The sequence below is a fragment of the Sporosarcina sp. PTS2304 genome, from assembly GCF_003351785.1.
Classification (GTDB): Bacteria; Bacillota; Bacilli; order Bacillales_A; family Planococcaceae; genus Sporosarcina.
Map to the genome: position 1 here is coordinate 470713 of NZ_CP031230.1, position 23532 is coordinate 494244.

General features: G+C 39.7%; 26 protein-coding genes. 19 read left to right on the forward strand and 7 right to left on the reverse strand.

Going from position 1 to position 23532, the window contains the following annotated elements; genetic code table 11:
• Positions 1–12 precede the first annotated feature (12 nt).
• Entirely contained in the window at positions 13–1068 is a 1056-nt protein-coding gene (gene ytvI, locus DV702_RS02025) for a sporulation integral membrane protein YtvI (RefSeq protein WP_114923220.1), read from the reverse strand.
• 113 nt (positions 1069–1181) lie between these two features.
• On the reverse strand, positions 1182–1541 hold the full coding sequence (locus tag DV702_RS02030; protein WP_114923221.1) for a YugN family protein: 360 nt from the start codon (positions 1539–1541) through the stop codon (positions 1182–1184).
• 282 nt (positions 1542–1823) lie between these two features.
• On the opposite strand from DV702_RS02030, the gene DV702_RS02035 reads away from it, so the two are divergent.
• Positions 1824–2840, forward strand: a complete 1017-nt coding sequence (locus DV702_RS02035) for a CAP domain-containing protein (protein ID WP_162805693.1) — start codon at positions 1824–1826, stop codon at positions 2838–2840.
• Here DV702_RS02035 and DV702_RS02040 read toward each other — a convergent pair.
• Entirely contained in the window at positions 2797–3591 is a 795-nt protein-coding gene (locus DV702_RS02040; protein WP_240315667.1) for an amino acid kinase family protein, read from the reverse strand. The genes DV702_RS02035 and DV702_RS02040 overlap by 44 nt on opposite strands.
• Positions 3592–3677: 86 nt before the next feature.
• Here DV702_RS02040 and DV702_RS02045 point away from each other — a divergent pair, with 86 nt between their 5' ends.
• Both DV702_RS02045 and DV702_RS02050 read left to right on the forward strand, forming a co-directional pair.
• Positions 3678–5096, forward strand: coding sequence for a Mur ligase family protein (locus DV702_RS02045; protein WP_162805694.1), 1419 nt, complete (start codon positions 3678–3680; stop codon positions 5094–5096).
• A 59-nt stretch (positions 5097–5155) separates the two neighbouring features.
• On the forward strand, positions 5156–5599 hold the full coding sequence (locus DV702_RS02050) for a YlbF/YmcA family competence regulator (protein WP_114923224.1): 444 nt from the start codon (positions 5156–5158) through the stop codon (positions 5597–5599).
• Between the two features lie 171 nt (positions 5600–5770).
• Here the strand turns inward: DV702_RS02050 and DV702_RS02055 are convergent, their stop codons facing one another.
• Entirely contained in the window at positions 5771–6649 is an 879-nt protein-coding gene (locus DV702_RS02055; protein WP_114923225.1) for a glycerophosphodiester phosphodiesterase, read from the reverse strand.
• A 248-nt stretch (positions 6650–6897) separates the two neighbouring features.
• On the opposite strand from DV702_RS02055, the gene DV702_RS02060 reads away from it, so the two are divergent.
• Positions 6898–7170 carry a YlbG family protein gene (locus tag DV702_RS02060; protein WP_114923226.1) on the forward strand — a complete coding sequence of 91 codons (273 nt, stop codon included), beginning with the start codon at positions 6898–6900 and terminating at the stop codon, positions 7168–7170.
• Positions 7171–7184: 14 nt separating this feature from the next.
• On the opposite strand, the gene DV702_RS02065 is transcribed toward DV702_RS02060, so the two are convergent.
• Positions 7185–7580 (reverse strand): DUF7147 family protein, encoded by a 396-nt coding sequence (locus DV702_RS02065; RefSeq protein WP_114923227.1) that lies wholly within the window; start codon positions 7578–7580, stop codon positions 7185–7187.
• A gap of 71 nt (positions 7581–7651) precedes the next feature.
• Here DV702_RS02065 and DV702_RS02070 point away from each other — a divergent pair, with 71 nt between their 5' ends.
• From DV702_RS02070 to coaD, 3 genes are read left to right on the forward strand one after another with little or no spacing between them, the layout of a single operon-like run.
• The gene (locus DV702_RS02070) at positions 7652–9094 is read left to right on the forward strand and encodes a hypothetical protein (RefSeq protein WP_114923228.1); all 1443 of its coding nucleotides are present in this window, start codon (positions 7652–7654) and stop codon (positions 9092–9094) included.
• A complete protein-coding gene (gene rsmD, locus DV702_RS02075) occupies positions 9091–9645 on the forward strand; it encodes a 16S rRNA (guanine(966)-N(2))-methyltransferase RsmD (protein ID WP_114923229.1) in 555 nt (184 codons plus the stop codon). The genes DV702_RS02070 and rsmD overlap by 4 nt, the downstream gene beginning before the upstream one ends.
• A gap of 4 nt (positions 9646–9649) precedes the next feature.
• A complete protein-coding gene (coaD, locus tag DV702_RS02080; RefSeq protein ID WP_114923230.1) occupies positions 9650–10132 on the forward strand; it encodes a pantetheine-phosphate adenylyltransferase in 483 nt (160 codons plus the stop codon).
• Positions 10133–10549: 417 nt separating this feature from the next.
• Here the strand turns inward: coaD and DV702_RS02085 are convergent, their stop codons facing one another.
• The gene (locus DV702_RS02085; RefSeq protein WP_114923231.1) at positions 10550–11476 is read right to left on the reverse strand and encodes a hypothetical protein; all 927 of its coding nucleotides are present in this window, start codon (positions 11474–11476) and stop codon (positions 10550–10552) included.
• 86 nt (positions 11477–11562) lie between these two features.
• On the opposite strand from DV702_RS02085, the gene DV702_RS02090 reads away from it, so the two are divergent.
• A complete protein-coding gene (locus DV702_RS02090) occupies positions 11563–12609 on the forward strand; it encodes a SepM family pheromone-processing serine protease (RefSeq protein ID WP_114923232.1) in 1047 nt (348 codons plus the stop codon).
• A 335-nt stretch (positions 12610–12944) separates the two neighbouring features.
• Here the strand turns inward: DV702_RS02090 and DV702_RS02095 are convergent, their stop codons facing one another.
• The gene (locus DV702_RS02095; RefSeq protein WP_114923233.1) at positions 12945–14144 is read right to left on the reverse strand and encodes a nucleotidyltransferase; all 1200 of its coding nucleotides are present in this window, start codon (positions 14142–14144) and stop codon (positions 12945–12947) included.
• Between the two features lie 126 nt (positions 14145–14270).
• On the opposite strand from DV702_RS02095, the gene DV702_RS02100 reads away from it, so the two are divergent.
• The 11 genes from DV702_RS02100 to ftsL all read left to right on the forward strand — a co-directional run bounded on the left by DV702_RS02100 (position 14271) and on the right by ftsL (position 23513).
• A complete protein-coding gene (locus DV702_RS02100) occupies positions 14271–14801 on the forward strand; it encodes a YceD family protein (RefSeq protein WP_114923234.1) in 531 nt (176 codons plus the stop codon).
• A 25-nt stretch (positions 14802–14826) separates the two neighbouring features.
• Positions 14827–15000, forward strand: a complete 174-nt coding sequence (gene rpmF / locus DV702_RS02105; RefSeq protein ID WP_114923235.1) for a 50S ribosomal protein L32 — start codon at positions 14827–14829, stop codon at positions 14998–15000.
• 101 nt (positions 15001–15101) lie between these two features.
• Positions 15102–15863, forward strand: coding sequence for an enoyl-CoA hydratase/isomerase family protein (locus DV702_RS02110; RefSeq protein ID WP_114923236.1), 762 nt, complete (start codon positions 15102–15104; stop codon positions 15861–15863).
• A gap of 135 nt (positions 15864–15998) precedes the next feature.
• Positions 15999–16214, forward strand: a complete 216-nt coding sequence (locus DV702_RS02115; RefSeq protein WP_114923237.1) for an acyl-CoA carboxylase biotin carboxyl carrier protein subunit — start codon at positions 15999–16001, stop codon at positions 16212–16214.
• Positions 16215–16280: 66 nt separating this feature from the next.
• A complete protein-coding gene (locus tag DV702_RS02120) occupies positions 16281–17783 on the forward strand; it encodes an acyl-CoA carboxylase subunit beta (protein WP_371682746.1) in 1503 nt (500 codons plus the stop codon).
• Between the two features lie 53 nt (positions 17784–17836).
• Positions 17837–18736 carry a 2-dehydropantoate 2-reductase gene (locus DV702_RS02125; protein ID WP_114923239.1) on the forward strand — a complete coding sequence of 300 codons (900 nt, stop codon included), beginning with the start codon at positions 17837–17839 and terminating at the stop codon, positions 18734–18736.
• Entirely contained in the window at positions 18733–19104 is a 372-nt protein-coding gene (locus DV702_RS02130) for a DUF3397 domain-containing protein (protein ID WP_114923240.1), read from the forward strand. The genes DV702_RS02125 and DV702_RS02130 overlap by 4 nt, the downstream gene beginning before the upstream one ends.
• Positions 19105–19180: 76 nt before the next feature.
• The gene (gene bshC, locus DV702_RS02135) at positions 19181–20797 is read left to right on the forward strand and encodes a bacillithiol biosynthesis cysteine-adding enzyme BshC (protein WP_114923241.1); all 1617 of its coding nucleotides are present in this window, start codon (positions 19181–19183) and stop codon (positions 20795–20797) included.
• 951 nt (positions 20798–21748) lie between these two features.
• Positions 21749–22180, forward strand: a complete 432-nt coding sequence (gene mraZ / locus DV702_RS02140; RefSeq protein ID WP_114925805.1) for a division/cell wall cluster transcriptional repressor MraZ — start codon at positions 21749–21751, stop codon at positions 22178–22180.
• Positions 22181–22197: 17 nt separating this feature from the next.
• The gene (rsmH, locus tag DV702_RS02145) at positions 22198–23130 is read left to right on the forward strand and encodes a 16S rRNA (cytosine(1402)-N(4))-methyltransferase RsmH (protein ID WP_114923242.1); all 933 of its coding nucleotides are present in this window, start codon (positions 22198–22200) and stop codon (positions 23128–23130) included.
• A gap of 14 nt (positions 23131–23144) precedes the next feature.
• Positions 23145–23513, forward strand: a complete 369-nt coding sequence (gene ftsL, locus DV702_RS02150; RefSeq protein WP_114923243.1) for a cell division protein FtsL — start codon at positions 23145–23147, stop codon at positions 23511–23513.
• The last annotated feature ends 19 nt before the right edge of the window (positions 23514–23532 follow it).

Sequence of the window (23532 nt, forward strand, 5' to 3'; positions counted from 1 at the left end):
CCCTTTGTTTCATTACACTTTAAAATCTAATTTTATAATACCTGCTTCTCTTGCCGTGTTAAAAAGAATAACGATCATAGGACCAATGAAGAAACCAAGGACACCGAATAGCTTTAACCCTATGAACATCGCGATCAAAGTGGGTAATGGAGACAAGCCGATTTGAGAACCCATTACTTTAGGTTCGATTGTGCGTCGAATAACTAATAAAATAATTGCCAAAATCGCAAGTTTTGTCCCCATTGCGAAATCGCCTGATACGTACTGATAAATCGACCAAGGTGCTAAAATGATAATAGAACCTAAAATAGGAATAACATCAATAATCCAAATAACCAATGACATAATAATCGCGTATTTAGGAATGATTAACAGCAGTCCGATAAACGAAACGACTAGAATGATTAAACTGACTAACAATTGCGCTTTAATAAATCCTAAAACGACACTATTTAACTTATTCATCATATAGTGAACTTTTTGGGCAGTGGCATCTGTCAAATGACGATAAAACATCAGTTTTAAATTGGGCAGTTCGAGCATGAATAAAAACAGAGCAATCATAAACACGATAAAACTAACAAGGAAGTTCGGAATATCAGAAATTAAAGCTAAAATTCGTTCATATGCAAAGAGATTAATCAATGAAATTCGTATAGAATCGACAATTCCGTTAAATTCTTTTTCGAGCATTGTAATAATGTCTTCAGGCATACCTACAGTGTATTGAAATAATTTACTTTGAGTGTTAATCCAGACACTTGACAGTGAATTTAAATAAGTAGGGATTTCCTTAGTGAAGTGAACGATTCTGCCAATCAGAGTAGTGACTGTATAGAAGAAAAGAAAAAGAATCACACCGACAAACACGATGAAATTCACAATGACCGACAGTTTTCTTTTCCATTTAAACTTTTTCTCCACCCATTTCACAAGTGGATCCAACGCTAGCGCTGTTAAGAAAGCTACTATAATCGGGATGGATACAGGCAAAATAAAAAATGCAATTAATAGTAAGATGATGATCGTGAGTGTAATAATTAAATTACGCTTTGTAATAAACTTCAAAAGTTATCGTCCTCCACGTAGATACTTCATTTATTATAAATTATAACCAAATTAGTGGAGTAATAGAAGGGAAAAGCCGAAGAACATGAAGCTCCTCGGCTTTTTCGCATACATTACAAACTATATTGCTTTAACTCGTCATATACTGCCTTAGTAGTTAGTTCGCAGTCCTTCACCAGGCTAGCCGGGAAGTCTTCTTCTTCACCGTATTCTACGCCAAATGGATAGTAATATTTGCCAAGCACAGGTTGCTTTAAGCGGACGGTTGCTTTTCTACCATCAATATCGCCTTCAACTAATTCACCGAAAATTCGTAAGTAATATGTACCTTCACGGATCACATACTTCTTATCGAAAGTTACACGCTCATAATCCCATTGTCCATCTAGTCCAAGATTATTCTTAAGCATAATTTCTTCCATAACTTTTAAATCTGCTACAAGGCCTTTAATGCCTGTATTTTCAACATACATTCGTAAATCCCCCTTCATGTTCGTTCAGACGAATACTTATACCATTATATCATAAAACAAATCAAATTTAGTTGCAATGACAACATTGTGTCAACGCTTTCTCAAGCTATGTAATAAAGATGACTCCTGTAGACGTATTCTGTACAATACTAAGTAGGATAATTGTAACGTACATTGTATATTACTGATCGTCTAAAGAGAAAGGAGAGGGTGTGTACTATGTGGAGAGTTGGTTGGAAGATCCTTCTTCTGTTAGCTATTTTCATGGGAGTATTTTATTTTATGAATGATAATATAAGTGAGAATAAACCACTTGAGTCACCAGTTCAGCATGGTTCACCGATTGCAGTGCCAGAAAAGGGGCAACTAATCGACGGGGATGGAATGCCAAGACCTACGGAAGGGATTTCGATTTATGTCGGTGGGAAATCAGAAAAGTTAGAAGAAGCATTTGGCAAACCGACACGTGTAGAACCTTCAAGTTTTCAATATGAATGGTGGATATATACAGAAGAACCGCGTTTCATGGCGAGTGTACTAAAAGGGAAAGTAAATCAAATATATACTGCAGATACGACAGTAGATGTTTCACCTTTTACCATTCGGCAGGACGTAGAAGAGATTCATCGATTTACACCGATTGAGTCGGAAATAAACGTCACGATCAAGGATAATATTTATACATTTTCATTAAACAGTGAAGATATTAAAAATCGAATTCTTATACCGTACCAGAACTTATACGTTCAGTTATATATCGATCAGGTAGACGGACAGTTAGAAGGCGTTCGTTTTATTAGTCCGAATACATTAGTGAAGCATCAGCCGTACGACATGACTTATTTAGGTGAGATAATCGAGGCGCCAAAACCGTCCTCCACAGTACAAACAGAAGTAGATCGGTCGATGGAAAGACAGACGCTGGAGTTAACAAATCAAATACGAGAGGAACACAATCTCCCTGTCCTGGAAGAAAGTGAAAAATTGGCTACGCTGTCTTGGGAGCATAGCCAAGAAATGATATTTCAAAAATATAGCTCACACGCTGAACGTACCACAGAACTATTTTCGAATCGTTTAAAAGCTGCTGGAATTACTAGTGCAAAAGCAGGTGAGAATACAGCGTTTAATTATATTGACGCAATCGAAACTGTGCATGGTTGGCTAAACTCTCCAAAGCACAGAGACGTTTTATTGAATCCTTCATTTACACATACTGGAGTCGGCGTGTATAACAAATATTACACTCAATCCTTTATTGCTCACAATAAGACGATTGAAACAACGGAAGAAGACTAAGGAAGGATCCACGTCCCTTCTTTCTCAGATGCAATGCCTCGAATGTGAAGAGGTATTGCATTTTTTTTGCATATTTTGCGGCTTTCTTCTGTATGATCGGTCGACTGCAATCGAGTAGTGGTAAAAACTTATCAAATGTTAATCTATCGAATGCTTTGTAGTGCGTGGTCTTGTGTGGATCGGCTGACATGACCGCAGGAACGTCTTTATAAAACTCTACATGGCTCGCTTGCAACGCTGCAGCTAAAGCGATAGCGGTTAAATCACTGCCGCCTCTCCCTAATGTCATAAATTGCCCTTGTTTATTCATTCCCTGGAATCCTGGAACGATTAAACAAGAATGGTTTTGTAATGTTTCCAACAAATGACTCGTATTGACTTTTTCAATAGTTGCATTACAAAAATCGCCAGTAGTACGGATGCCTGTATTTTGTCCATAGACAATCGTGTTATCCACCCCTGTTTTACTTAATTCTGCAGACAGAACAGCGGCTGATATTAATTCTCCGCATGCAGCAGCCAAATCCCGCGCTTCTCCAGAGTTTGCAAAAGCATCTGTAACGTTAAGCAATTGATCGGTTGAGTATGCATCCGGACCTCTCCCCATAGCAGAAACTACAACGACTACCGCCTCATATTTCAATAAAGCTCGCTGAATATGTTGAATGCACTTCGCACGTTGTTGCTGATTCCGCATAGCAATTCCGCCGAATTTTTGGATAATCATAGAATCCCAACTTTCTCGTGACATTCTTGTTACACCTTTCATAAGATACTTTATACTTCGTTTTATTATATTCTGCGGTAGATAAAATGTTCGGGAAGGGGCGAGAGACCTTGCTTTTATCAGAGCTAATAAAAGATTGGCCGTGTACAGTGTTGCAAGGATCGATTCGACAAACGATTCGTGGACTTAGTGAATCATCTGCCAGAATTGAGAAAGGATATATATTTGTAGTCAGGAAAGGCAGAAGGCTAGACGGAGCGGAATATATGGAGGAAGCACTTGAAAATGGTGCGAACACGATTATTATTGATCGAACGAATCTAGACTTGTCGCGTATTCCAACTGATGTAACTGTGTTGGTTGTACCAGATAGTTCCTTATTTATTTCTTATGCAAGTGCCAAGTTGTCGGGATATCCAGGTGAGGAATTGACGATTATTGCAGTCACGGGAACGAATGGGAAAACAACCGTCAGTCACTTTATTGGTCAAATGCTACAGACAGTTGGAAAAAGTGTAGCGATTATAGGGACGACAGGAATTTATGTAAATGGGAAATTATACAAAACGATAGAAGATTCGCTGACAACGATGCCGGCGGAAACATTGCACCCTCTTTTGCGAGAATGTGCAGAGCGCGGAGTTACACACGTAATTCTGGAAGCTTCGTCATTGGGATTAGAAGGTAACCGCTTGGCACATTGTCCGATAGCGATTGGCATATTGTTAAATATTGGTGTAGATCACTATGAAGAGCACGGGGGAAAAGAGTCTTATATTCGAGCAAAGAAAAGATTATTTACATTATCTAAAAAAATGATTGTAAATGAAGATGATTTACTTTGTTTCGAAATAGGGAAGGAAATGACTGTGCCCCCCATCTATTTTGGTCAAAATCATATAAACGGCGAGCAGCAAACGCTTGAGATTCGTATAGCTGGTAAACATAATGAAATAAATGCCAGAGCTGCATGCTGTGCACTGAATGCACTTGGGTACACAATCGATGAAATTCAACCACTTGTGTCGTCTTTGTGTTTACCTGCCGGAAGGATGCAGAAGCAATCACAGCACGGTATTGATGTATACGTGGATTATGCTCATACGCCGGACGCGCTGCAAGTCGTATTGGCGGCATTACATGATGAGGAAAAAAACATACTTACCGTCTTCGGTTGCGGAGGAGAGCGTGATCGTGACAAAAGACCGCAAATGGGGGCAATCGCAGCACAGTACAGTTCACATGTGATTGTAACTTCGGATAATCCGAGATCAGAAGAGCCTGCACAAATCATTTTAGACATTTTATGTGGAACAACCGGTTTTTCGACGCCAATTGATGTATTCATTAATCGAAAATATGCGATCCGCTACGCTATTCGTAAAGCGCAATATGGAGACATCGTATTAGTTGCTGGAAAAGGTCATGAACAAACGCAGCAGATTGGCAATGATATACTTCCATTTTCCGATGTAGAAGAAGTGAAACATGCTTTGAACGAACGCAACTCCGACAACGATTATTCTTAATGAATAGTCGAATGAAAGATTTTTTGTTATGATAGTACGGATAGGAGGTGCGGCAATCTATGATGATGACGGATGAATGGATGCGAGTCATCGATATGGCGGAAGAACTTTCCGATATGCTGCTGCGTTCTGAGGTTGTAAAAACCTATCGTGACGCATACGACCAAGTGTATTCAAATGAGGATCTACGGAAGCAGATCGTTGCATTTAATAAAATGAAAGAACAATATGAGGACGTTCAACGCTTTGGACGTTACCACCCGGACTATAAGGTAATTATGAAGGAAATCAGACTTCAAAAAAGAGCCTTAGATTTGAGAGAAGAAGTAGCTGCTTTACGTTTAGCGGAGAATGATGTCCAGTCACTTTTAGATGAGATCGGCAGGCTGATAGGCCAATCCGTTTCAGATGCGGTGAAAGTTCCTGCAGGCGATGGCGCTTTTACTAATACTTCATGTGGTGGCGGATGCGGTTCAGGCGGTAGTTGCTCTTGCTCCGCTTGAGTAGCTACATGAAAAAGACAGGGAAACTAAAATAAAGTCCGTTCCCCTGCGCTCTACAAGACACGCTTTCCGCTCTGCTACACTCTACTGTGCAAAGTTACTAACAGCAACACGCAAAAAGCGTAAAGGATCAAATGTCCTTTACGCTTTTTGCATGTTATGCCCCAGTCCCTAATTAGCATTACAAAAAGTTAATACCTCTTCGGGTGTATGTGTAATGAATCCGTCAACATGCAGTTTATGTAACTTCTGCATTGTTGAAGCATCAGATATCTCATAAAACACGGAAATATTTAACTGTTGGAGGAAATGTACGAATCCTTCCGAAGGGACTGGAAATAAACCGAACTTTTCGGGGACACAGAATAAATCAGCAGTTGGTTTGTATAAGTGTCCAAATCCACTGTTATATGCAACGTAAGCTTTTTTTATTTCTTCATTACCTGCACCTAGCGCAACGGAGTTTTGAGCGTATAAATTAAAACGGTCAATTTGTTCATCGTATATGCTCGTGATCACTACTCTTTCTGCAGCATCCATCTCTTTAAGTAACCGCCATAACTTCGAAGGAATCAAACTACCCTCATATGTATCAGGAGAGTCACTTATAGAAATGATAACAAGTAATTGAGGGAATTTTTCTAAAAGTTCACGTAAAGAAATTATTTGTGCAGAAGTAGTTGTTGCAGAATATTCCGATGACTCAGTTTCTACATCCAATTCATCTTTTATTTCGGCTAGTGTATAGTCTGCAACTTCGATTGAGTATAAAAGATCAAGGCACGGTACCACTACTATTTCTTCATCCTTTGTTAACTGGACATCGACTACTAACCCGTGAACACCCAAATCAGCTGCGTGTGTGTATGATGAAAGTGATTGATCAGAAGAGTTATCAGTACTATTTACATCTGCTACTATCGCTATTTCAGAAAATTGTAGCGCCTTTTTTTCAGCTCGCGGCTCTGGTTTAACCACTACTTTAGAAGCCGCCCATGCAGCTACACTAGCAGCTCCTACTGTTAAAGCAACTTTTGTTTTCCTGCCCACTTTAAAAAACCTCCTCAGTAGCTGGTTTACATGCAATGCCTTTCATTCAGAACCAAATGAAAGAAGACAAATATCTAACTTAGTGTACCCTATTCATCAGATGGTACGCAATCATTGAAGAATGATAATCGTACGACAAAGAATGACGTTTCTAGCGTATAATAATATAATACGAACATTCCATATGCAAGGTTGCAGGTCTTTTCTCACCTATGGTATTGTATGAAGTAAGAAAGAGGGGGAGAATTATGATTGATCGACAAGGAATAATTGTCTATCTCCATCATTTAAAACAAGCAAAATCATTAAGAAAATTTGGGCATGTTCATTATATTTCTAAAAGAATGAAATATGTTGTCCTTTATTGTGATATGGATGAAATAGAAGGAACTATTAGTAAATTAGAGCGTTTATCTGCTGTGAAGAAAGTAATACGTTCAGAACGCCCATTTGTTAGCACGGTATATGAAAATGCCAAGCCGGACAAAGCAAAAGAGTACGATTATAAAACAGGTTTATAATCGTACTCTTTGCATTATTGAAGTGGGGGCAGTAAGTGATTCAAACGTAAAACTCCGATGACGTATTGATAATACAGTTGAGTTTCGGGAAACAGGGAAGAATGTTTCACTTCTAATCGGACAGGCTGGATGTGTAAGGACTTGGCATGTTCTATAAACAATTCATAGCGTTTAGATGGTTTGTCTGCCGTCAGCTTAATTCCTTCTCTGCATATATAAATGGGCATAAAATGACTATCTGCTGTAGCAGGTGTAAAAGAAACAGCGATAGAAACTTTCTCATTTTCTCCATCTTTAGAAGAGAACACGTAAGCTTTAAATATTCTACGGGAATTTGTAGACATTAATTCGAATAATTCATAAATGTCACTATATCCTTCCCCAAGTTCAATAAAACGTTGTTGGATCATAATCAAGCGCTTCCTTTCAAGCAAGTAGTAGTGGTTCGTAACCATCATACCATGTGATGAGGTGTTGTACTTTGAAAGCTATAGTGAGGATTTTATTTCTTTTGGCAGCGGTCAACGGGGGGCTCATTTATTTACATTACAGTCAATTTGCCAATGCGAATGATGACAATGAGCATGTGAAGAATTACCGCCAAGAAATAGAAGTCATCAATCGGTCAGATGGATTGTACATCCGCCATCATTTTTATAATTTGTCTGCAGATAGATATGAAATCATTTGGCCAAAAGGTAGTATAGATCACGGATGCCTGACGGAAGGATCTGCTTCTTGCTCGCGGTTAAATGAATCTACTATTGCATTTGATGAGGGAGAACGTGATCAGCAGTCCATTACGTACAAATTGCCTAAAAAAGAACCGTTAACGAGTCGTAAATTATTTAAGAATCCATTTGTCGTATTAAAAGACGCCAAGCCGTTGACAACAGTCTTTCATATGACTGACGAACAAAATATAGGCGGTATGTGGATAAATGGCTTGGAACAGGTAGGCACAGCAGACAAAGAGCGAATAACGTATCGACTGTATCGCGGTGTAGGCTTTGTAAATGAATTATATTGGCAACCGGAAGCTGTTCCGCTAGCGTATTCATCAAATAAATTAACAGTTTACGGTACAAATATAGAAAAAAAGCAAATTGAACAAATGAAGAACATGTTGGAAGCGGTTGGCGGCAAGCATGTAAGTGTCGTCCTGTCTCCACGCAACCAACCTTTATATGCACAACGATTCATCGTGGAGAAGAGTAATCAGATGAATCAAGTGCTGAAACAGGTAGCAAGAATGAGTGTTCAATCTCGCTTCACACTTTTAGCAGATGAGCCTTCGATGAATAGCATACTGGCTTCACTTTTAGCTGACGAAGCGGTTGGCACAAAGGCAGAGCAATCAGTATATAAACGATTGAAAGAATCTCTTTCGGAAGAACAGTATGAGTCATTCCGGCAAAAAATTCACAGTGAAATCGGACATAAGTTATCTGCGGAAAAAATGGATTCTCTTCTATTAGGCATAACGGGCTTTGAATCGCAATTTTTCCAAAAAACAATTCGAGAGCAGCAGTTCTCTTATCCTTTTTTATTGTTAGATCCACGAAAAGTGCTGGTTGACAGTGAACTAGCGCCAGCAGCGAAAGTTGTAGTCGAGAACGGTAAAAGTTATTATCCGGCTGAAGCGTTGTTGACAAGGATGGGATATCAGCTCACGTCGAATGAACAGTCAATCTATATTGAAAGTCCGAAACGTACGTATCGTTTTTCTAAAATTCAACCATTTTATGTTATGAATGAACGCAAATTTGATTACAAGGAAAAGCCTTATGCTTATATAAATCAGACATTGTATTTTGATGAAAATTGGTTTAGACGTATATTTTTAGTACTTATCGAAAAAACCGAGCAATCCATTGAAATTGAACAAATTGAGAAGCTGATAAAGGAGATGGAGAAAGAGTGAGAGTCATTTCCGGTTCCAGAAAAGGCACGCCACTAAAATCATTACCTGGCACAAATACTAGACCGACATCGGATAAAGTGAAAGAATCTGTGTTTAATAAAATCGGTCCATATTTTGATGGGGGAATCGTTGTCGAGTTATTTGGCGGCAGTGGTTCCATCGCTATTGAAGCTCTGTCTAGAGGAATGGAACAAGCAGTCATATTTGAAAAGAACTCAAAAGCATGTGCTATTATTAAAGCGAATGTTGAAAAATGTCGACTGGGTGATCAAATACATATTGAAAGAAAAGATGCTAGGCAAGCAGTCACAATCTTACAGCAAAAAAGTGTGAAGATTGATTTATTATTCGTTGATCCGCCATATGCAGAAGAGACGTACTATGATGTGATTTTGGATCTCGTTCAACAAGGGCTACTGGCGGAAGAGGCAACTATTGTGTGTGAACATGAAAAGCGAGTAGTGTTGCCGGAACGATATGAAATGTATCAACAGAAAAGTTCTGCAGTCTATGGAAGCACAGCTATTACCATTTATGAGAAAAGAGGCTAACAGTATGTCAAAAATTGCAATCGTACCAGGGAGTTTCGACCCGGTGACGAATGGACATTTAGATATAATACAGAGAGCGGCTAGGACGTTTCCGGAAGTGCACGTGGCGGTGATGAATAATTCATCTAAACAGCCTTTGTTTACGGTGGAGGAGCGAATTGCTTTAATACATAAAATTACATCGCAGTACGATAATGTGACTATCGATTCGTCATCAGGCTTGCTGATTGACTATGCACATCAAATCAATGCTTCGGTTATTGTCCGTGGTTTAAGGGCTATTTCAGATTTTGAGTATGAAATGCAGATTACGTCGATGAACCGAGTGCTAGATGAAAGTATTGAGACTTTTTTCGTGATGACTAAGAGTCAATATTCTTTCTTGAGTTCTAGTATTGTAAAGGAAGTGGCACGTTATGGTGGAGATGTTTCGTCGTTAGTGCCATCCCATGTAAATCAAGCGTTGATAGAAAAATTTAGTAAGTGATGGAGTAGTGCTATGTGAGGGGTCTGTCCTGGAAGTCAGTAACGTCTGATTTTCTGTGATGACCTCTTTTTTATGGAAACGAGTCATCTGTTGGTTGTTATTTTTAAAGTGAGTGGATATGCTGACTGGGAAGTTATGGTTCTGAAGGTTTAGGATTCAACGAATGAAAGTGGTGGGAGAGGTAGGGAATGTCGTTACGTTTCGTTCCAGCCGATACGCTTTCCAGAGAGAGCGCGACGGACTCTCAGGAAAGCGTCGGGTTCTCTCGGGAGAATCCTAAACAATACATAAGCTCTACAACTACTAGTCAAAAGCACCTCATTTCCAAATGCCAATTCCTTTCTTTGGATAATCAACAGGCTTTGTTTCTTACGTTACTAGCCGTTCTCGTCCGTTGCGAGAATCCATTTTGTTTATTTAATAAATCCAAAAGAATAGGAGAGGCACGAGAGCTATGTTCCAGGCTCTTCCGACGATGTATGGCAGTAAGCTAATGCCGGCTCCTTTTGCGAGCGTCATGACTTGCATATGGATGCTCAGACCGTTAATCGAAAGGATTGCCGCAATGAGTATAGGATAAATAATCGTTCCACTGAAGTGTTCTGTAGCCGCTTGTACGCCTGAAGTCATTTCAAAGATGGCTAGTAATAAGGTTTTTGTGATATCCATGTCGACAGGAAAAATGGCGGATACTACATGAGAAAGAACGTTTCCTAAGGAAGAGAAAAAAATTACAGTTGTTGCGACTAATAAAATGACTGATGAACTATCCTTAATGGAACTTAACAGTGGAGACGTTTTTGGATTATGTGAAACTGTTTGTGGTAAAGAAGATTGCGGTGTACTTTGTAAAAAAATAAGAGATAATAAAAAAAATGCGATGTTTGCTACATGTATGGCGAGTAGAAGTTTCCATCCATCCGCTACACTACCGAATAATTCATTACCTACAAAACCGATAATGAACATAGGGCCGGGCGCGTGACAAGCCGCCAGTAGTAAACTACTTTCTCTGGAAGACAATTCACCACTTTTTTTCATTTCACTAACCGTTACCGCTCCTACAGGAAAACCGCCGAATGAACCGAGCACATAAGCTTTTATGTATTTAGCCCACCGGTTCTTTTGAAGACGGTTAGAAGGCATTTTTAATAGCCATTGAGTTAAAATAATATAAGGCAATAAATAAGGTAATAATGCGTGGAGGAATAATTGTGCACCCGCAACAGCGCCTTCATGCGCAATATCAGGCTGGATGATAAATAAAATGATTAATGCCCAAATGATTGTCACGTTTACCATAGCGAGATGCGGCGGATAGTATATATGCGTAGCATCCGACATCCTCCTTTCTATTTTTTGAACTCTCATGAAATCTACCGTAATATATATGTTGGATTCGTACAGGCTATTAATGGAGGTGTGCTTTTATGAAAATGCGTAAATGGAGTCTATTGGCGATTGTCCTTGTTCTGGTGGCGGTTCTTGGACTTTATCCTTTAGATATGTATATTTCTCGCCCGGGTGGTGCATACGATTTGGCACCGCTTGTTGAAGTGGTGGGAGGCGATGAAAACGACCAGGGAACTTTTAGTTTAATGACAATCGCTATCGGTAAAGCAACACCTGTCACCTATGCTTATTCTAATTTCACGGACAAAATGAAATTGTTGCCTGCAGCAAAAGTGAGACGACATGGCGAAAGTGATGAGGAATATGCAATTCGTCAGAAGAAATTAATGACTGATTCGAAAGCACATGCTATTTCAGTAGCTTTTGACAAAACCAAATTGCCAATCGAAAGAATTTTCGAAGGAGTATTCGTTGTAGGTGTACTGCCTGACGGTGCATCGGCGGGAAAGTTACAAGTAGGGGATTTAATTCAAACGATTGACCAGAAAGAGCTAGATACTACGCAAGAATTCATTGATGAAATTGGTACAAAGCCTGCAGGACGGCAAGTAGATTTGCAGGTCAAGCGCGGCGAACAGATCATATACATTCCGATTGAGTTAAAGGAACTGCCAGGAACGACTAAGCGTGTGGGGTTGGGTATTGAATTTGAAGAACAAATCGTTTTAGAGACTGAACCGAAAGTAGATATTCATACAGAAGACATTGGAGGACCGTCAGCTGGTTTAATGTTTACGTTAGAATTGATGAATCGATTAGTAGATGAGGATTTGACGAAAGGATATAATATCGCTGGAACAGGGGAGATGCTTGAAGATGGATCGGTTGGACGTATTGGAGGAATTGATTTTAAAGTGATGGCGGCAGATCGCCAGGACATCGAAATCTTCTTTGCGCCTGACGATGAATTGCCCGCTGAAGTGAAAAAGAAAAATCCGCAGCTTGTTTCTAATTATGAAGAAGCGAAGGCTACTGCTGGTCAACTCGGTACATCCATGCAAATTGTTCCAGTGAAAACTATAGATGACGCGCTGCGCTTTCTGGAACAACTCGAACAGAAATAATTCATAACACAAGCTTGTTAATTTACCGAATTATGTATAACTTTCTCATTCATTTAGTTTAAAACGATTTTGACTATGAAAATTGGATGGAGTAAGGCTGAACTGAAGTGTCTTGCGGCTTGCGCTTCCAGGTTACCTCAGGAAAGCGTCCGGTTTCTCTCGGGAGAAACCTAACACGCACACTACTTTTCAGCACCGCAAAAGGAAGCGTCATTTGACATGCTCCAACTTTTGACCGAGCACGAACTGACTTGTGGACAAGACCTCTACAACTACTTGTCAAAAGCACCTCATTCCAAAAGCCCATTCCTTTGTTTGGATAATTAACAGATTTGTCATAACATAATAGGGGGCATCCGGTAATCAAGACCGGGTGGGGGTGCTGATTGAATGCCGCACATATAAATATCTGTACTCTTACTGTCTAAATCCAATGAAATGTCGGATAAGGATGCCACTCTGCTTACTACAGGCAAAGCCAAATCTTTTTTTATCGTGCGCAAATAAGTTCTGCCCATCTCAGACATACCGAGCAGTCGAATGTACGAAGGGCTAGTAATTTGTTTCCGGGTAGATTTTTGATAACCGGTTAAAATATGAACGAGCATACGTTGAATTCTCGTCCAAGTATAGCGTTTAGATTTGACGGCGTGCATGAAATCTTGGAAAGATGCCTGTTCTTTTGCTGCTTTACACAATGTAAATTCGATGCCTTCGGTAACATCAGCTATTTCCGCTAAACGTGGCGGCTCTTCACGAAGAATAGTATAACGTAAGAAAGGGTATAAGCGCTCCCAACTTTGAAAACCGTGTCTAGCCGTCCAATCTTGTAGCAAGTGAAAAGAAGAAGGCGGCATAAAGTTTTCTACATCTTGCAGTTGATGGCTGTGCATTAGCTTAGCGCGTATACTTGTTGCGCTGGCAATCGTGTCTTTTGGCAATATGTCATCGTGATAATGACTACCTCTACGTGAAATTGTGACTGGAATCATAGAGGACTGGATATTACGAGCAACCTGCATATAGTGAAAACCTAAAATATTATTCGGTTCCGATAAATCAGCCAACGATACATCTGCTTTGCGTGCAATCATTTCATAGCCCGCTTGCAATGCTTTTGGATAACTTAAACCTTCTGCCATCGCATCCTGTATCGTTCGTTCATAGATTGTTGAATAAGTATCCATCAATTCCAAACTGTTTGTAAAAGGAGCGATCGATCCTTCTTCGCTGCCGAAGCAGAAATAGTTACAATGAAGCGCATCGAGAAGTTCGATTGCACCTTTAGCAAATTGTGGAGCATGTGCGGTAGCAAATGCATAAGGCAATTCAATGACAAGATCTGCTCCGTTTGCCAGAGCCATTCGCGCCCGTGTCCATTTGTCGACAATAGCAGGTTCTCCCCTTTGTAAAAACTGCCCGCTCATAACTGCTATTATTACAGTTGCATTCGTTTGCATTTTTGCTTGTTGTAAATGATATAAGTGACCATTGTGGAATGGATTATATTCAACTACAATTCCGGTAGCTATCAATGGAATCCCCCTTTGTACTTGTGTATTATGAATTATAACGTTAAGCTTGTTCAAGTGACAAGAAAATATCTTGACATCCTTAATTTTAAATACTATAATCAACATTGTTGTCTTGAGGTGATAGACATGAAATGGTCCATTCATCAATTACGGAAACATAGGCAAGGCCCGCTACTGCTTGACGAAGTAGTAAATTTAGATTCCGTTAAAATGCGGAATGGAGAAATTAGGGCAATTCAGCCTGTTCGAGTAAGTGGAACATGTTCAATTGGTGAAAAAAAGTTAACATGCCAGCTTCGGCTAGAAGGTTCAATGACACTGCCTTGTGCACGTACGTGGGAAGACGTCGATTTTCCATTCTCCATAGATTCAATTGAACAATTCAGTTGGGACGAAGAGACACTTCAATATGATGACGAGATTCATCCAGTTGAAGGGGAAGTTATCGATTTTACGCCTGTGTTGGAAGAACTTATTTTACTGGAAATTCCGTTGCAAGTATTTTGCGAGTCAGCAGATGATATGCAACAAGTAGAAGGTAAAGGGTGGTCCTATACAACCGATGAAGAATTGGAAGCGCAACGGCTGGAAGCAGATGTAACAGTGGATCCTCGCTTAGCGGGATTGGCTAATTTTTTTGAATCCGATAAAGAGTAAACACTTATAAGGAGGTGCCCCCAAAATGGCAGTACCAAAGAGAAGAACTTCTAAAACGAAGAAAAACTTGCGTCGAACTCATTTGAAACTTGAAGTTCCAGGTATGAATACTTGTGACAACTGTGGCGAAATGAAATTGGCACACCACGTTTGCAAATCATGCGGACACTACAAAGGAAAAGACGTTGTAGGCGAATAATTGAGTCTACCGTTTAAAAGACTACCTTGAGACCATGGCTCAAGGTAGTCTTTTTTGTTTTACATAAAAATGGTATGCTACTATAAAAAGGGGGAAATGATATGTCTTATTCTATCGTAATTAAACAATCAGTTGCTTATTTTACAATCCAGCGTCCCGCTATGCGAAATGCTGTGAACTATGACATTATGGAAGGTTTGGAAAGTTTTTTAGATCAAATCCAAGATGATCCTGAGATTTCATTCGCAGTTATTACAGGAGAAGGAAATGCTGCATTTTGTTCCGGGGGAGATTTGAGTGACTTTCACGGTTTTCAGACTGCTGATGATGCGTGGCCGATGTTGAGCAGAGGAGCCCGTATACTTTACCGAATTGCTACATTGCCGATGCCGACTATTGCATTAGTAAACGGCGCAGCGGTGGGCGGTGGTTGTGAATTGGCGTCTGCATGTGATTATCGTCTCGTAGCTTCGCATGCGAAAGTGGGGTTCATTCAAGGTACACTTGCCATTACATCGGGTTGGGGCGGTGCTACTTTATTATTCGAGAAGAATGCACCGCATGATCAGTTGCTCTTACTCACTAGTAGAGCGAGCGTTCATTCAGCAGTAGAACTTAAGGAAATCGGTTGGGTAACTGAAATATTTGAAGGGGATGCACAGAATGCCCTTGCAGAATTTTTAGCTCCCATGATAAAAGTCCATCGTAATGTGCATCGTGCGTATAAATCTATCGCAATGAGAAAATGGGACACGAATAATCTTGAGCAAGCAATGCAAGATGAGGCGCGTGTTTGTTCAATTTTATGGGAAAGTGATGCGCACCATGAAGCCGTTCAAAGATTTCTAACTAAAACAAAGTAAAGTTTGAACCCCGGTCAGCATATACTATCGGGGTCTTCTATGTATTTCAGTTGTAAACGGTTTCAGAAATAAGCTACACTTACAGTAAGAACGTTTTAGTAAAAGTCGGACCATTACAAGTTGAGGAGTGATCGTATGCAAGAAGTAAAAGCGCCAATGGCAGGTACTATTTTTTCAGTAGACGTGAAAGTAGGGGACTCAGTTACAAAAGGGCAAGTCGTTGTTATTTTAGAGTCGATGAAAATGGAGATTCCGCTAGAAGCAGAAGTGGATGGTACAATTGCTGCGATTAACGGCCAAGAAGGCGATTTTGTAAATGAAGAAGATGTAGTAGTCACAATCCAGTCGTAACGAAAGGTGGAGAAATGCTTGACAAACAATACTACAAAAACAGCATATAACGAAAAATTAAAAGAAATTACTGAGCGCGTCTTAGCGGGTGGTGCAAAAAAATATCATGAGAAATTAAAAGAAAAAGGAAAATTATTTGTCAGAGACCGATTGGAATTATTATTCGATGAAGGTCAGTATGTAGAAGACGGAAAATTTGCCAACTGTGAGGCAAGCGATCTTCCAGCAGACGGTGTAATTACGGCAACGGGAAAAGTGGGCGGTCAAACAGTATGTGTAATGGCGAATGATTCAACAGTAAAAGCAGGTTCTTGGGGAGCGCGGACAGTTGAAAAAATTATTCGTATTCAGGAAACGGCTGAAAAGTTACGTGTGCCTTTATTATACTTAGTAGACTCCGCGGGTGCCCGAATAACAGATCAACTGGAAATGTTTCCAAACCGAAGAGGCGCAGGCCGGATATTTCATAATCAAGTACGTTTATCCGGAATGATTCCACAAGTGTGTATTTTATTTGGACCTTCTGCAGCTGGCGGAGCGTATATACCTGCATTTTGTGACATCGTCATAATGGTGGAAGGAAATGCCTCCATGTATTTGGGATCGCCAAGAATGGCTGAGAAAGTAATAGGCGAAAAAGTGACACTTGAGGAAATGGGCGGCGCTCGAATGCATTGTACAGTGAGTGGTTGCGGTGATGTGCTGGCGGAGAGTGAAGAGCAGGCAATTTCTGAAGCTCGCAGATATTTATCTTATTTCCCTGCTAATCATGAGGCACCCAGTAGGATTACGAAAGTGCAAGATGCGAAAAAGGGCCGTTCTTTAGAAGAAATTATTCCTGAAAATCAAAATGCGCCGTTTGATATGTATGAAGCGATCGATCAATTAGTGGATGAAGACAGTTCATTCGAAATTAAAAAGTTATTTGCTCCTGAAGTCATTACTACACTTGCTCGTATAGACGGAAGACCAGTCGGTATAATTGCTAATCAGCCTAAGGTAAAGGGCGGTGTACTATTCGTTGATTCAGCGGATAAAGTGACAAAATTCATTACGCTTTGTGATGCGTTTTCCATCCCGTTATTATTTTTGGCTGATGTCCCCGGGTTCATGATAGGAACGAAAGTTGAAAGACAAGGGATTATTCGACATGGCGCCAAGCTGATTATGGCCATGAGCTCAGCCACCGTACCAAAAATTTCTGTTGTCGTGCGTAAAGCCTATGGAGCAGGTTTATATGCCATGGCAGGGCCGGCGTTTGAACCGGATGTCTGCATTGCTCTTCCAACAGCTCAAATAGCCGTAATGGGTCCAGAAGCTGCAGTGAATGCAGTTTACTCCAATAAAATTGAAGCCATTATGGATCCTAAAGAGAAAATGGCATATAGTAAAGAAAAAATTGAAGAATATAAACGTGAAATCGATATTTATAAAATGGCGTCAGAGTTAATCATTGATGAAATTGTAGCGCCGAATCAACTTCGTAGTGTGCTAGCTGATAGATTTGCTTACTATGAAACGAAAGAAATCAAAAAAACTTCAAGAAAACACCCTGTATATCCTGTATAATAGAATCAAACAAGAGAGACCTCTTCAGGTCTCTTTTTTTAAGGAGGAAAAGTATGCAGTTTGTAATCGTGGGTGGTGGTTCAATAGGGTTATTGATTGGATCCTTTCTAGCGCAACAACAAGCGAATGTTACATTTTGGGTACGCAGAGAAGAACAGGCAGAGCAACTAAATAAACGTTTACTACGATTATCTGACAACAGCGTTGATTCTGTTTTCCGTGTGCAAGCTGTCGTCGATGCAGAAGAATTGCCAACGGATGCATTATGGATTATTGCAGTGAAATTCGATGACTTACATAATGTTTTACAAAAAATCAGTACACTTCCGAAACAACCGCACTTACTTTTTATCCAAAATGGTATAGGTCATGTATCGATTATAAATCAATACAAACTTGGGTATATATCGTTTGCAACGGTAGAGCACGGAGCGCAAAGAGTGAATGATTATACAGTGCGGCATAATGGTGTCGGTTCCATGATCATTGCAATGAATGAAAAAATAGCACCGTATATCGAGTGGTTACAAGCAATGGAGTTGAAAGATTTTCCTGTATTGGTCCAACAGGATTCTGAAAAGTTGCTTTTAAGAAAAGTGCTGATCAATTGTGCGATTAATCCATTAACGGCAATTTTACAAATTACGAATGGTCAGTTGCTGGATAATTCTTCATTTCATTTGCTGTTTAAGCAAGTATGTAAAGAACTATTAGATAGCTTTCCAGAAGTTGACGATGTTTTATGTTATAAAGATATCGAAAACGTGTGCCGCAAGACAGCGAATAATCAATCATCGATGCTGGTCGATCGATTGAAAGGGAATGCTATGGAAATTGAAACCATTGTTACCTCTGTTTTAAGCAGAATTTATCAAAGACAAAGACAGGCGCCTATGCTACAAATGTTGGAGACGATGTTAATCGGATTAAATAGGAGTGAATATAACGAATGATGATTACTATACTTAGCGGATTATTATTATTTCCGTTCGTAATTTTAGTTTTACTATTAATAATCGCAAAAAAAATCCGAGTGAAAAAGTCTAAACGATTTGGTTTTGCCGTAGATTTAACAACTCCCTTTTTAGTATTAACTGTTTTGATTCTTCTTAGAGCTATTTGGGATCAATGGTTTGTATTTTATATAGTAGCCGCATTTTGTATTGTCGCTATTATTTTGGCAACGATTGAACGTTCTAAAGCGAAAGAGTTTCGTATGATTCTTGTTCTATGTAAAGCATGGAGGGCGTACTTTTTACTTTTGACAGGCGCTTATTTTGTGTTAATTATTACAGGTATCATTTTACAAATCACTAAATAGGGTAAGCGTATCAATTCAACCTATTTGATTGTGGTGATATACTTGCCGTAGTATTCGACATAAAGGAGTTTCTGACATGCACTTGGACACAATAGATTTGCCGAAAAAGAATAAATTAATGGAATCTTATATACATGATCCTGAATTCGTACATAGCTTTTTTGATTATGAAGTAACGGCTGCTGGATATGAGGAACGAGCAAAAGAATTAGCTACTCGTTCATTTCAAAGACGCGAACTAGCGTCAGTAATAGAGCAATATATGCAGCCGTTCGGTATCTCTCCACTCGCTTCTCAACATATTGAAGAACTTTCGTCTGATGCGTGGGTCGTCATTGGGGGGCAGCAGGCGGGTATTATGACGGGACCCTTATATTCCGTGCATAAAGCCATCACTGTTATATTAATAGCTCGTCAGCAGAGAGAATTCTTCGGAAAAGCTGTAGTTCCTGTATTTTGGATCGCTGGAGAAGATCATGATATAAATGAGATTAATCATACATATACCGCCTATGAGGGGAAAGCAATGAAACGGCAATTTAAACAGCCGATTATTTTGAAAACAATGGCTTCTGATACAGTGTATGACGCGAAAGAAATGTCTACATTTATTCGAAAGATTTTCAAAGGATATGGTGAGACATCTTACACGCAGAAATTGATGCATGAGGTATTGCAGTCAGTTGAACAACAGCGTACGTATACAGGTTTCTTTACGTCTTTAATCAATCACTTATTTGCTGATTACGGCTTACTGTTGATAGATGCCGCGTACCAGCCGTTGCGTCAGCTAGAGTCACCATACTTCTCACAAATGATTGAAAACTCCGCAACTATAGCAGAGAGCATTTATGCTGCTGAACAAAAATTGCATGCTCATGGCTATGCTAAACCTATTGAGTCTGAAGAAGCAGATGCTAATCTATTTTACGTTCACGAGACGGGAAGGGTATTGCTAAAGAGAATGGATGGTAAGTTCGTTAATGAACAGTCTGGAATATCTTTTACGGAAACAGAAATACATCAATTAGCAATCGAACAACCGTGGCTTTTAAGCAATAACGTAGCGACAAGACCTCTTATGCAAGATCTCGTATTTCCGGTGTTAGCTTTTGTAGGCGGCCCTGGTGAAATTGCCTATTGGTCATTGTTGCGACAAGCTTTTCATACGCTTGGAATTAAATTACCGGTTGTTGCTCCTAGACTATCGATTACACTAGTGACAAGACAAGCTCAAGAGGCGATGAAGCGTACAGATTTATCGATTACTCAAGTGCTTGCACATCAAGTGCCCGAAATTCAGCGAAAGTGGTTAGATGACCAGCGAGATGAAACATTTATTGAAATGATAAGAGAAGTAAAGCAACAACTTGAAAAACAGTATGAAGAAATGTATAAGCACTTATACGTAACAGATGCTTCCATGTTGCCGATACTCGAAAAAAATCTGCAATTTCATACGAGTCAATTTGATTACTTGCAGAAAAAGAAAGAACAATCAACATTATTAAAACACGATGTCCAAAACAGCAGATACAATGTACTGAATGAACAACTATTTCCGGATGGCTCTTTGCAAGAGCGTCTGTATTCTCCGTACTTTTTTATGAACCAATACGGTGATAGCTTGATCGGAGAATTACTAAAGCAACCGTATAGTTTTGATGGATCTCATCAAGTAGTGTACTTATAAGTATTGATAGTAAATAAACTTCGGTCTTTTATATTTATATTTGTACTACTCCCCCTCAATCGAGTGGGAGTTTTTTAATAGAGTGTAATAAAAAATTACACCTAATAGGTAACTATATTATGGATAATTTATTCATATTACTCGTTTATGAAAGCAGTCGATTAGATGAAGTGAGGCGGACTTAGAGTGTCTTGCGGCTTGCGCTTCCAGACGATACGCTTTCCGGAGGGGACGCGGCGGACCCCGCAAAAGTGCGTTGCGGGTTACGCCTGTCGTCCTTGATCCTCCCGGAGTCGATCGTCTTACAGCACAAGCCGTACTTTGCGTAGGCAAGACAGTTTGATCACTCTTTGTATGGGGTGAAAACCAAGTAGAATTGTTTAATATGATGTGACCGCTTTTGAATTTAGATAGCGGAACTTACCACACTCTATTTCTGGACGAACACCAACTGACATCCCGACAAAAACTCAAGGATTCTCCCGGAAGAACCGGCGACTCCTGGAGGATCAGGACGACAGGCGTAATCGCCAATGTACTTCTGGCGAGTCCGCCGCGTCCCCTCAGGAAAGCGTCCGGTTCTGTAGGGAGAATCCTAACACGTATACTATTTTTCTGCCTCACAAAGGAAAAGTCACATACTCCCACCCAAACTACTTATCAAAAGCAACTCATTTCCAAAAGACAAACTTTTCTATGAATAACTAATAAACTTAACAAAAAATGTCTGTTGATGATACGAAAGACATCTTTTTATCTTTAACTTTTTTAATACGTTGAAAATGTCTGAAAAACGTTTGGTTTCATGAATAAATTAAACGGAATTGCTCGAAATTAAAGAGAAAGAAGTACTATTGACACATTTTAAAAAATAAGCAAAGAAAAACAGCCTACTGGGTGGAGGAAAGTGGGGGGATGTGGTACATTATTTCATACAGTGGGGTGAAGGATATGTTCATGGGTGAGTATCAACATTCAATTGATATGAAGGGTCGGCTCATAGTTCCTTCCAAATTTAGAGAGCAGTTAGCTGAGGGCTTTGTTTTGACCCGTGGATTGGATAATTGTCTATTCGGATACCCACTGGATGAATGGCAAAAGCTTGAAGAGAAATTGAAAGCGTTGCCGGTCACAAAACGAGATGCTCGGGCATTCACTCGCTTTTTCTTCTCGGGTGCATCGGAAGCAAGTCTTGATAAGCAGGGGAGAGTCAATATACCTGCAAACTTGCTCGAATTCGCTAAGATTGAAAAAGAATGTATGATCATCGGTGTCTCTAGCCGTATCGAGATTTGGTCTGCAGAACTTTGGGCTGCATACTACGAGGAATCAGAAGAATCGTTTAATGACATTGCAGAAAACCTTATTGATTTTGATTTTTGAGAGCAGGCGGTGTAATTTTGTTTAATCATACAACAGTTTTATTGCACGAGGCCGTTACAGGCTTAGATGTAAAAGAAGATGGTATTTACGTAGACTGCACACTTGGTGGTGCGGGTCATAGTGAAGAAATAATAAAACTTCTTTCATCCAATGGAAAATTAATTTGCTTTGACCAGGACATGATCGCTATTGAAGCTGCACAGGAAAAACTAAGAAAATACGCAGCGCAAGTATATTTCGTTCATGCAAATTTTAAACAATTAAAAAATGAATTAGCAAAGTTAGGAATTACTGAAGTAGACGGTATCTTGTATGATCTTGGCGTTTCTTCACCACAACTTGATACTCCGGAACGAGGGTTTAGTTATAACCATGACGCACCGCTTGATATGCGGATGGATACGACAGCTCCATTAACTGCGCATGAAGTGATTAATGAATGGTCTTACGCAGATCTTGTCAGAATATTTTTTCGTTACGGGGAAGAAAAGTTTTCCAAGCAAATCGCTCGAAAAATTGAACAAGCCCGTCAGGAAGCACCTATTCGTACGACAGGGGAGTTAGTGGAATTGATTAAAATGGGGATACCGGCAGCGGCAAGAAGAACAGGCGGTCATCCAGCGAAGCGCGTTTTTCAGGCAGTTCGTATAGCAGTAAATGACGAACTTGGAGCTGCGGAGCAATCTTTAACAGATGCGATTACGTTATTGCGTAAAAAAGGAAGAATCAGTGTGATTACGTTCCATTCCTTAGAAGATCGCTTATGTAAAACAATTTTTAAAGAAGCAACGTCTATGCCCGAGTTGCCACCGAACTTACCAATTGTACCTGAAGGAATGGAACCAGATTTGAAACTCATTACGAGAAAACCAATCATTCCTTCCGATGAAGAAATAGAGCACAATAAACGTGCGAGATCAGCAAAACTACGGATTGTAGAGAAAAAGTAAAGGGGAATCTAACCATGGGACTAGAACAACGGAAACTATACACTTCATATACTCCAGAGACCGTTCAACCAATTGAAAAAGAGCAACCAGTAGTTCATCGCGTAAAAAAACGTTTTTCCAAAGGTGAAAAGATATTGTTCACTTTATTTGCAGCATTTACCATTGGATCTTCTTCTATGCTTTTACAGACGCATTCTGAATTAAACGCTGTAAATAAAGAAGTACAATTGATGAATTCTGAAATAGAAGAAACGGCAAAACAAAATACGGAATTGTCCATCCAAGTGAGTGATAAATCAACACATGAGCGCATTTGGAAAAAAGCACAGCAAAGCGGCCTGAACCTTAACGAAAGTAATGTCAAGGTAGTGCCTGGACGATGAAGAAGTTTCGCTTTCAGTG

What these genes read in the sequence shown, in the direction of transcription:
- DV702_RS02060 (WP_114923226.1), top strand. Translation starts at nt 6,898, where the DNA reads ATGATTGATCGACAAGGAATAATTGTCTATCTCCATCATTTAAAACAA.
- DV702_RS02040 (WP_240315667.1), bottom strand. Translation starts at nt 3,591, where the DNA reads ATGTCACGAGAAAGTTGGGATTCTATGATTATCCAAAAATTCGGCGGA.
- mraZ (WP_114925805.1), top strand. Translation starts at nt 21,749, where the DNA reads ATGTTCATGGGTGAGTATCAACATTCAATTGATATGAAGGGTCGGCTC.
- DV702_RS02130 (WP_114923240.1), top strand. Translation starts at nt 18,733, where the DNA reads ATGATGATTACTATACTTAGCGGATTATTATTATTTCCGTTCGTAATT.
- bshC (WP_114923241.1), top strand. Translation starts at nt 19,181, where the DNA reads ATGCACTTGGACACAATAGATTTGCCGAAAAAGAATAAATTAATGGAA.
- DV702_RS02030 (WP_114923221.1), bottom strand. Translation starts at nt 1,541, where the DNA reads ATGTATGTTGAAAATACAGGCATTAAAGGCCTTGTAGCAGATTTAAAA.
- DV702_RS02050 (WP_114923224.1), top strand. Translation starts at nt 5,156, where the DNA reads ATGATGATGACGGATGAATGGATGCGAGTCATCGATATGGCGGAAGAA.
- rpmF (WP_114923235.1), top strand. Translation starts at nt 14,827, where the DNA reads ATGGCAGTACCAAAGAGAAGAACTTCTAAAACGAAGAAAAACTTGCGT.
- DV702_RS02125 (WP_114923239.1), top strand. Translation starts at nt 17,837, where the DNA reads ATGCAGTTTGTAATCGTGGGTGGTGGTTCAATAGGGTTATTGATTGGA.
- DV702_RS02090 (WP_114923232.1), top strand. Translation starts at nt 11,563, where the DNA reads ATGAAAATGCGTAAATGGAGTCTATTGGCGATTGTCCTTGTTCTGGTG.
- DV702_RS02100 (WP_114923234.1), top strand. Translation starts at nt 14,271, where the DNA reads ATGAAATGGTCCATTCATCAATTACGGAAACATAGGCAAGGCCCGCTA.
- DV702_RS02035 (WP_162805693.1), top strand. Translation starts at nt 1,824, where the DNA reads ATGAATGATAATATAAGTGAGAATAAACCACTTGAGTCACCAGTTCAG.
- DV702_RS02115 (WP_114923237.1), top strand. Translation starts at nt 15,999, where the DNA reads ATGCAAGAAGTAAAAGCGCCAATGGCAGGTACTATTTTTTCAGTAGAC.
- DV702_RS02110 (WP_114923236.1), top strand. Translation starts at nt 15,102, where the DNA reads ATGTCTTATTCTATCGTAATTAAACAATCAGTTGCTTATTTTACAATC.
- ftsL (WP_114923243.1), top strand. Translation starts at nt 23,145, where the DNA reads ATGGGACTAGAACAACGGAAACTATACACTTCATATACTCCAGAGACC.
- coaD (WP_114923230.1), top strand. Translation starts at nt 9,650, where the DNA reads ATGTCAAAAATTGCAATCGTACCAGGGAGTTTCGACCCGGTGACGAAT.
- DV702_RS02085 (WP_114923231.1), bottom strand. Translation starts at nt 11,476, where the DNA reads ATGTCGGATGCTACGCATATATACTATCCGCCGCATCTCGCTATGGTA.
- DV702_RS02065 (WP_114923227.1), bottom strand. Translation starts at nt 7,580, where the DNA reads ATGATCCAACAACGTTTTATTGAACTTGGGGAAGGATATAGTGACATT.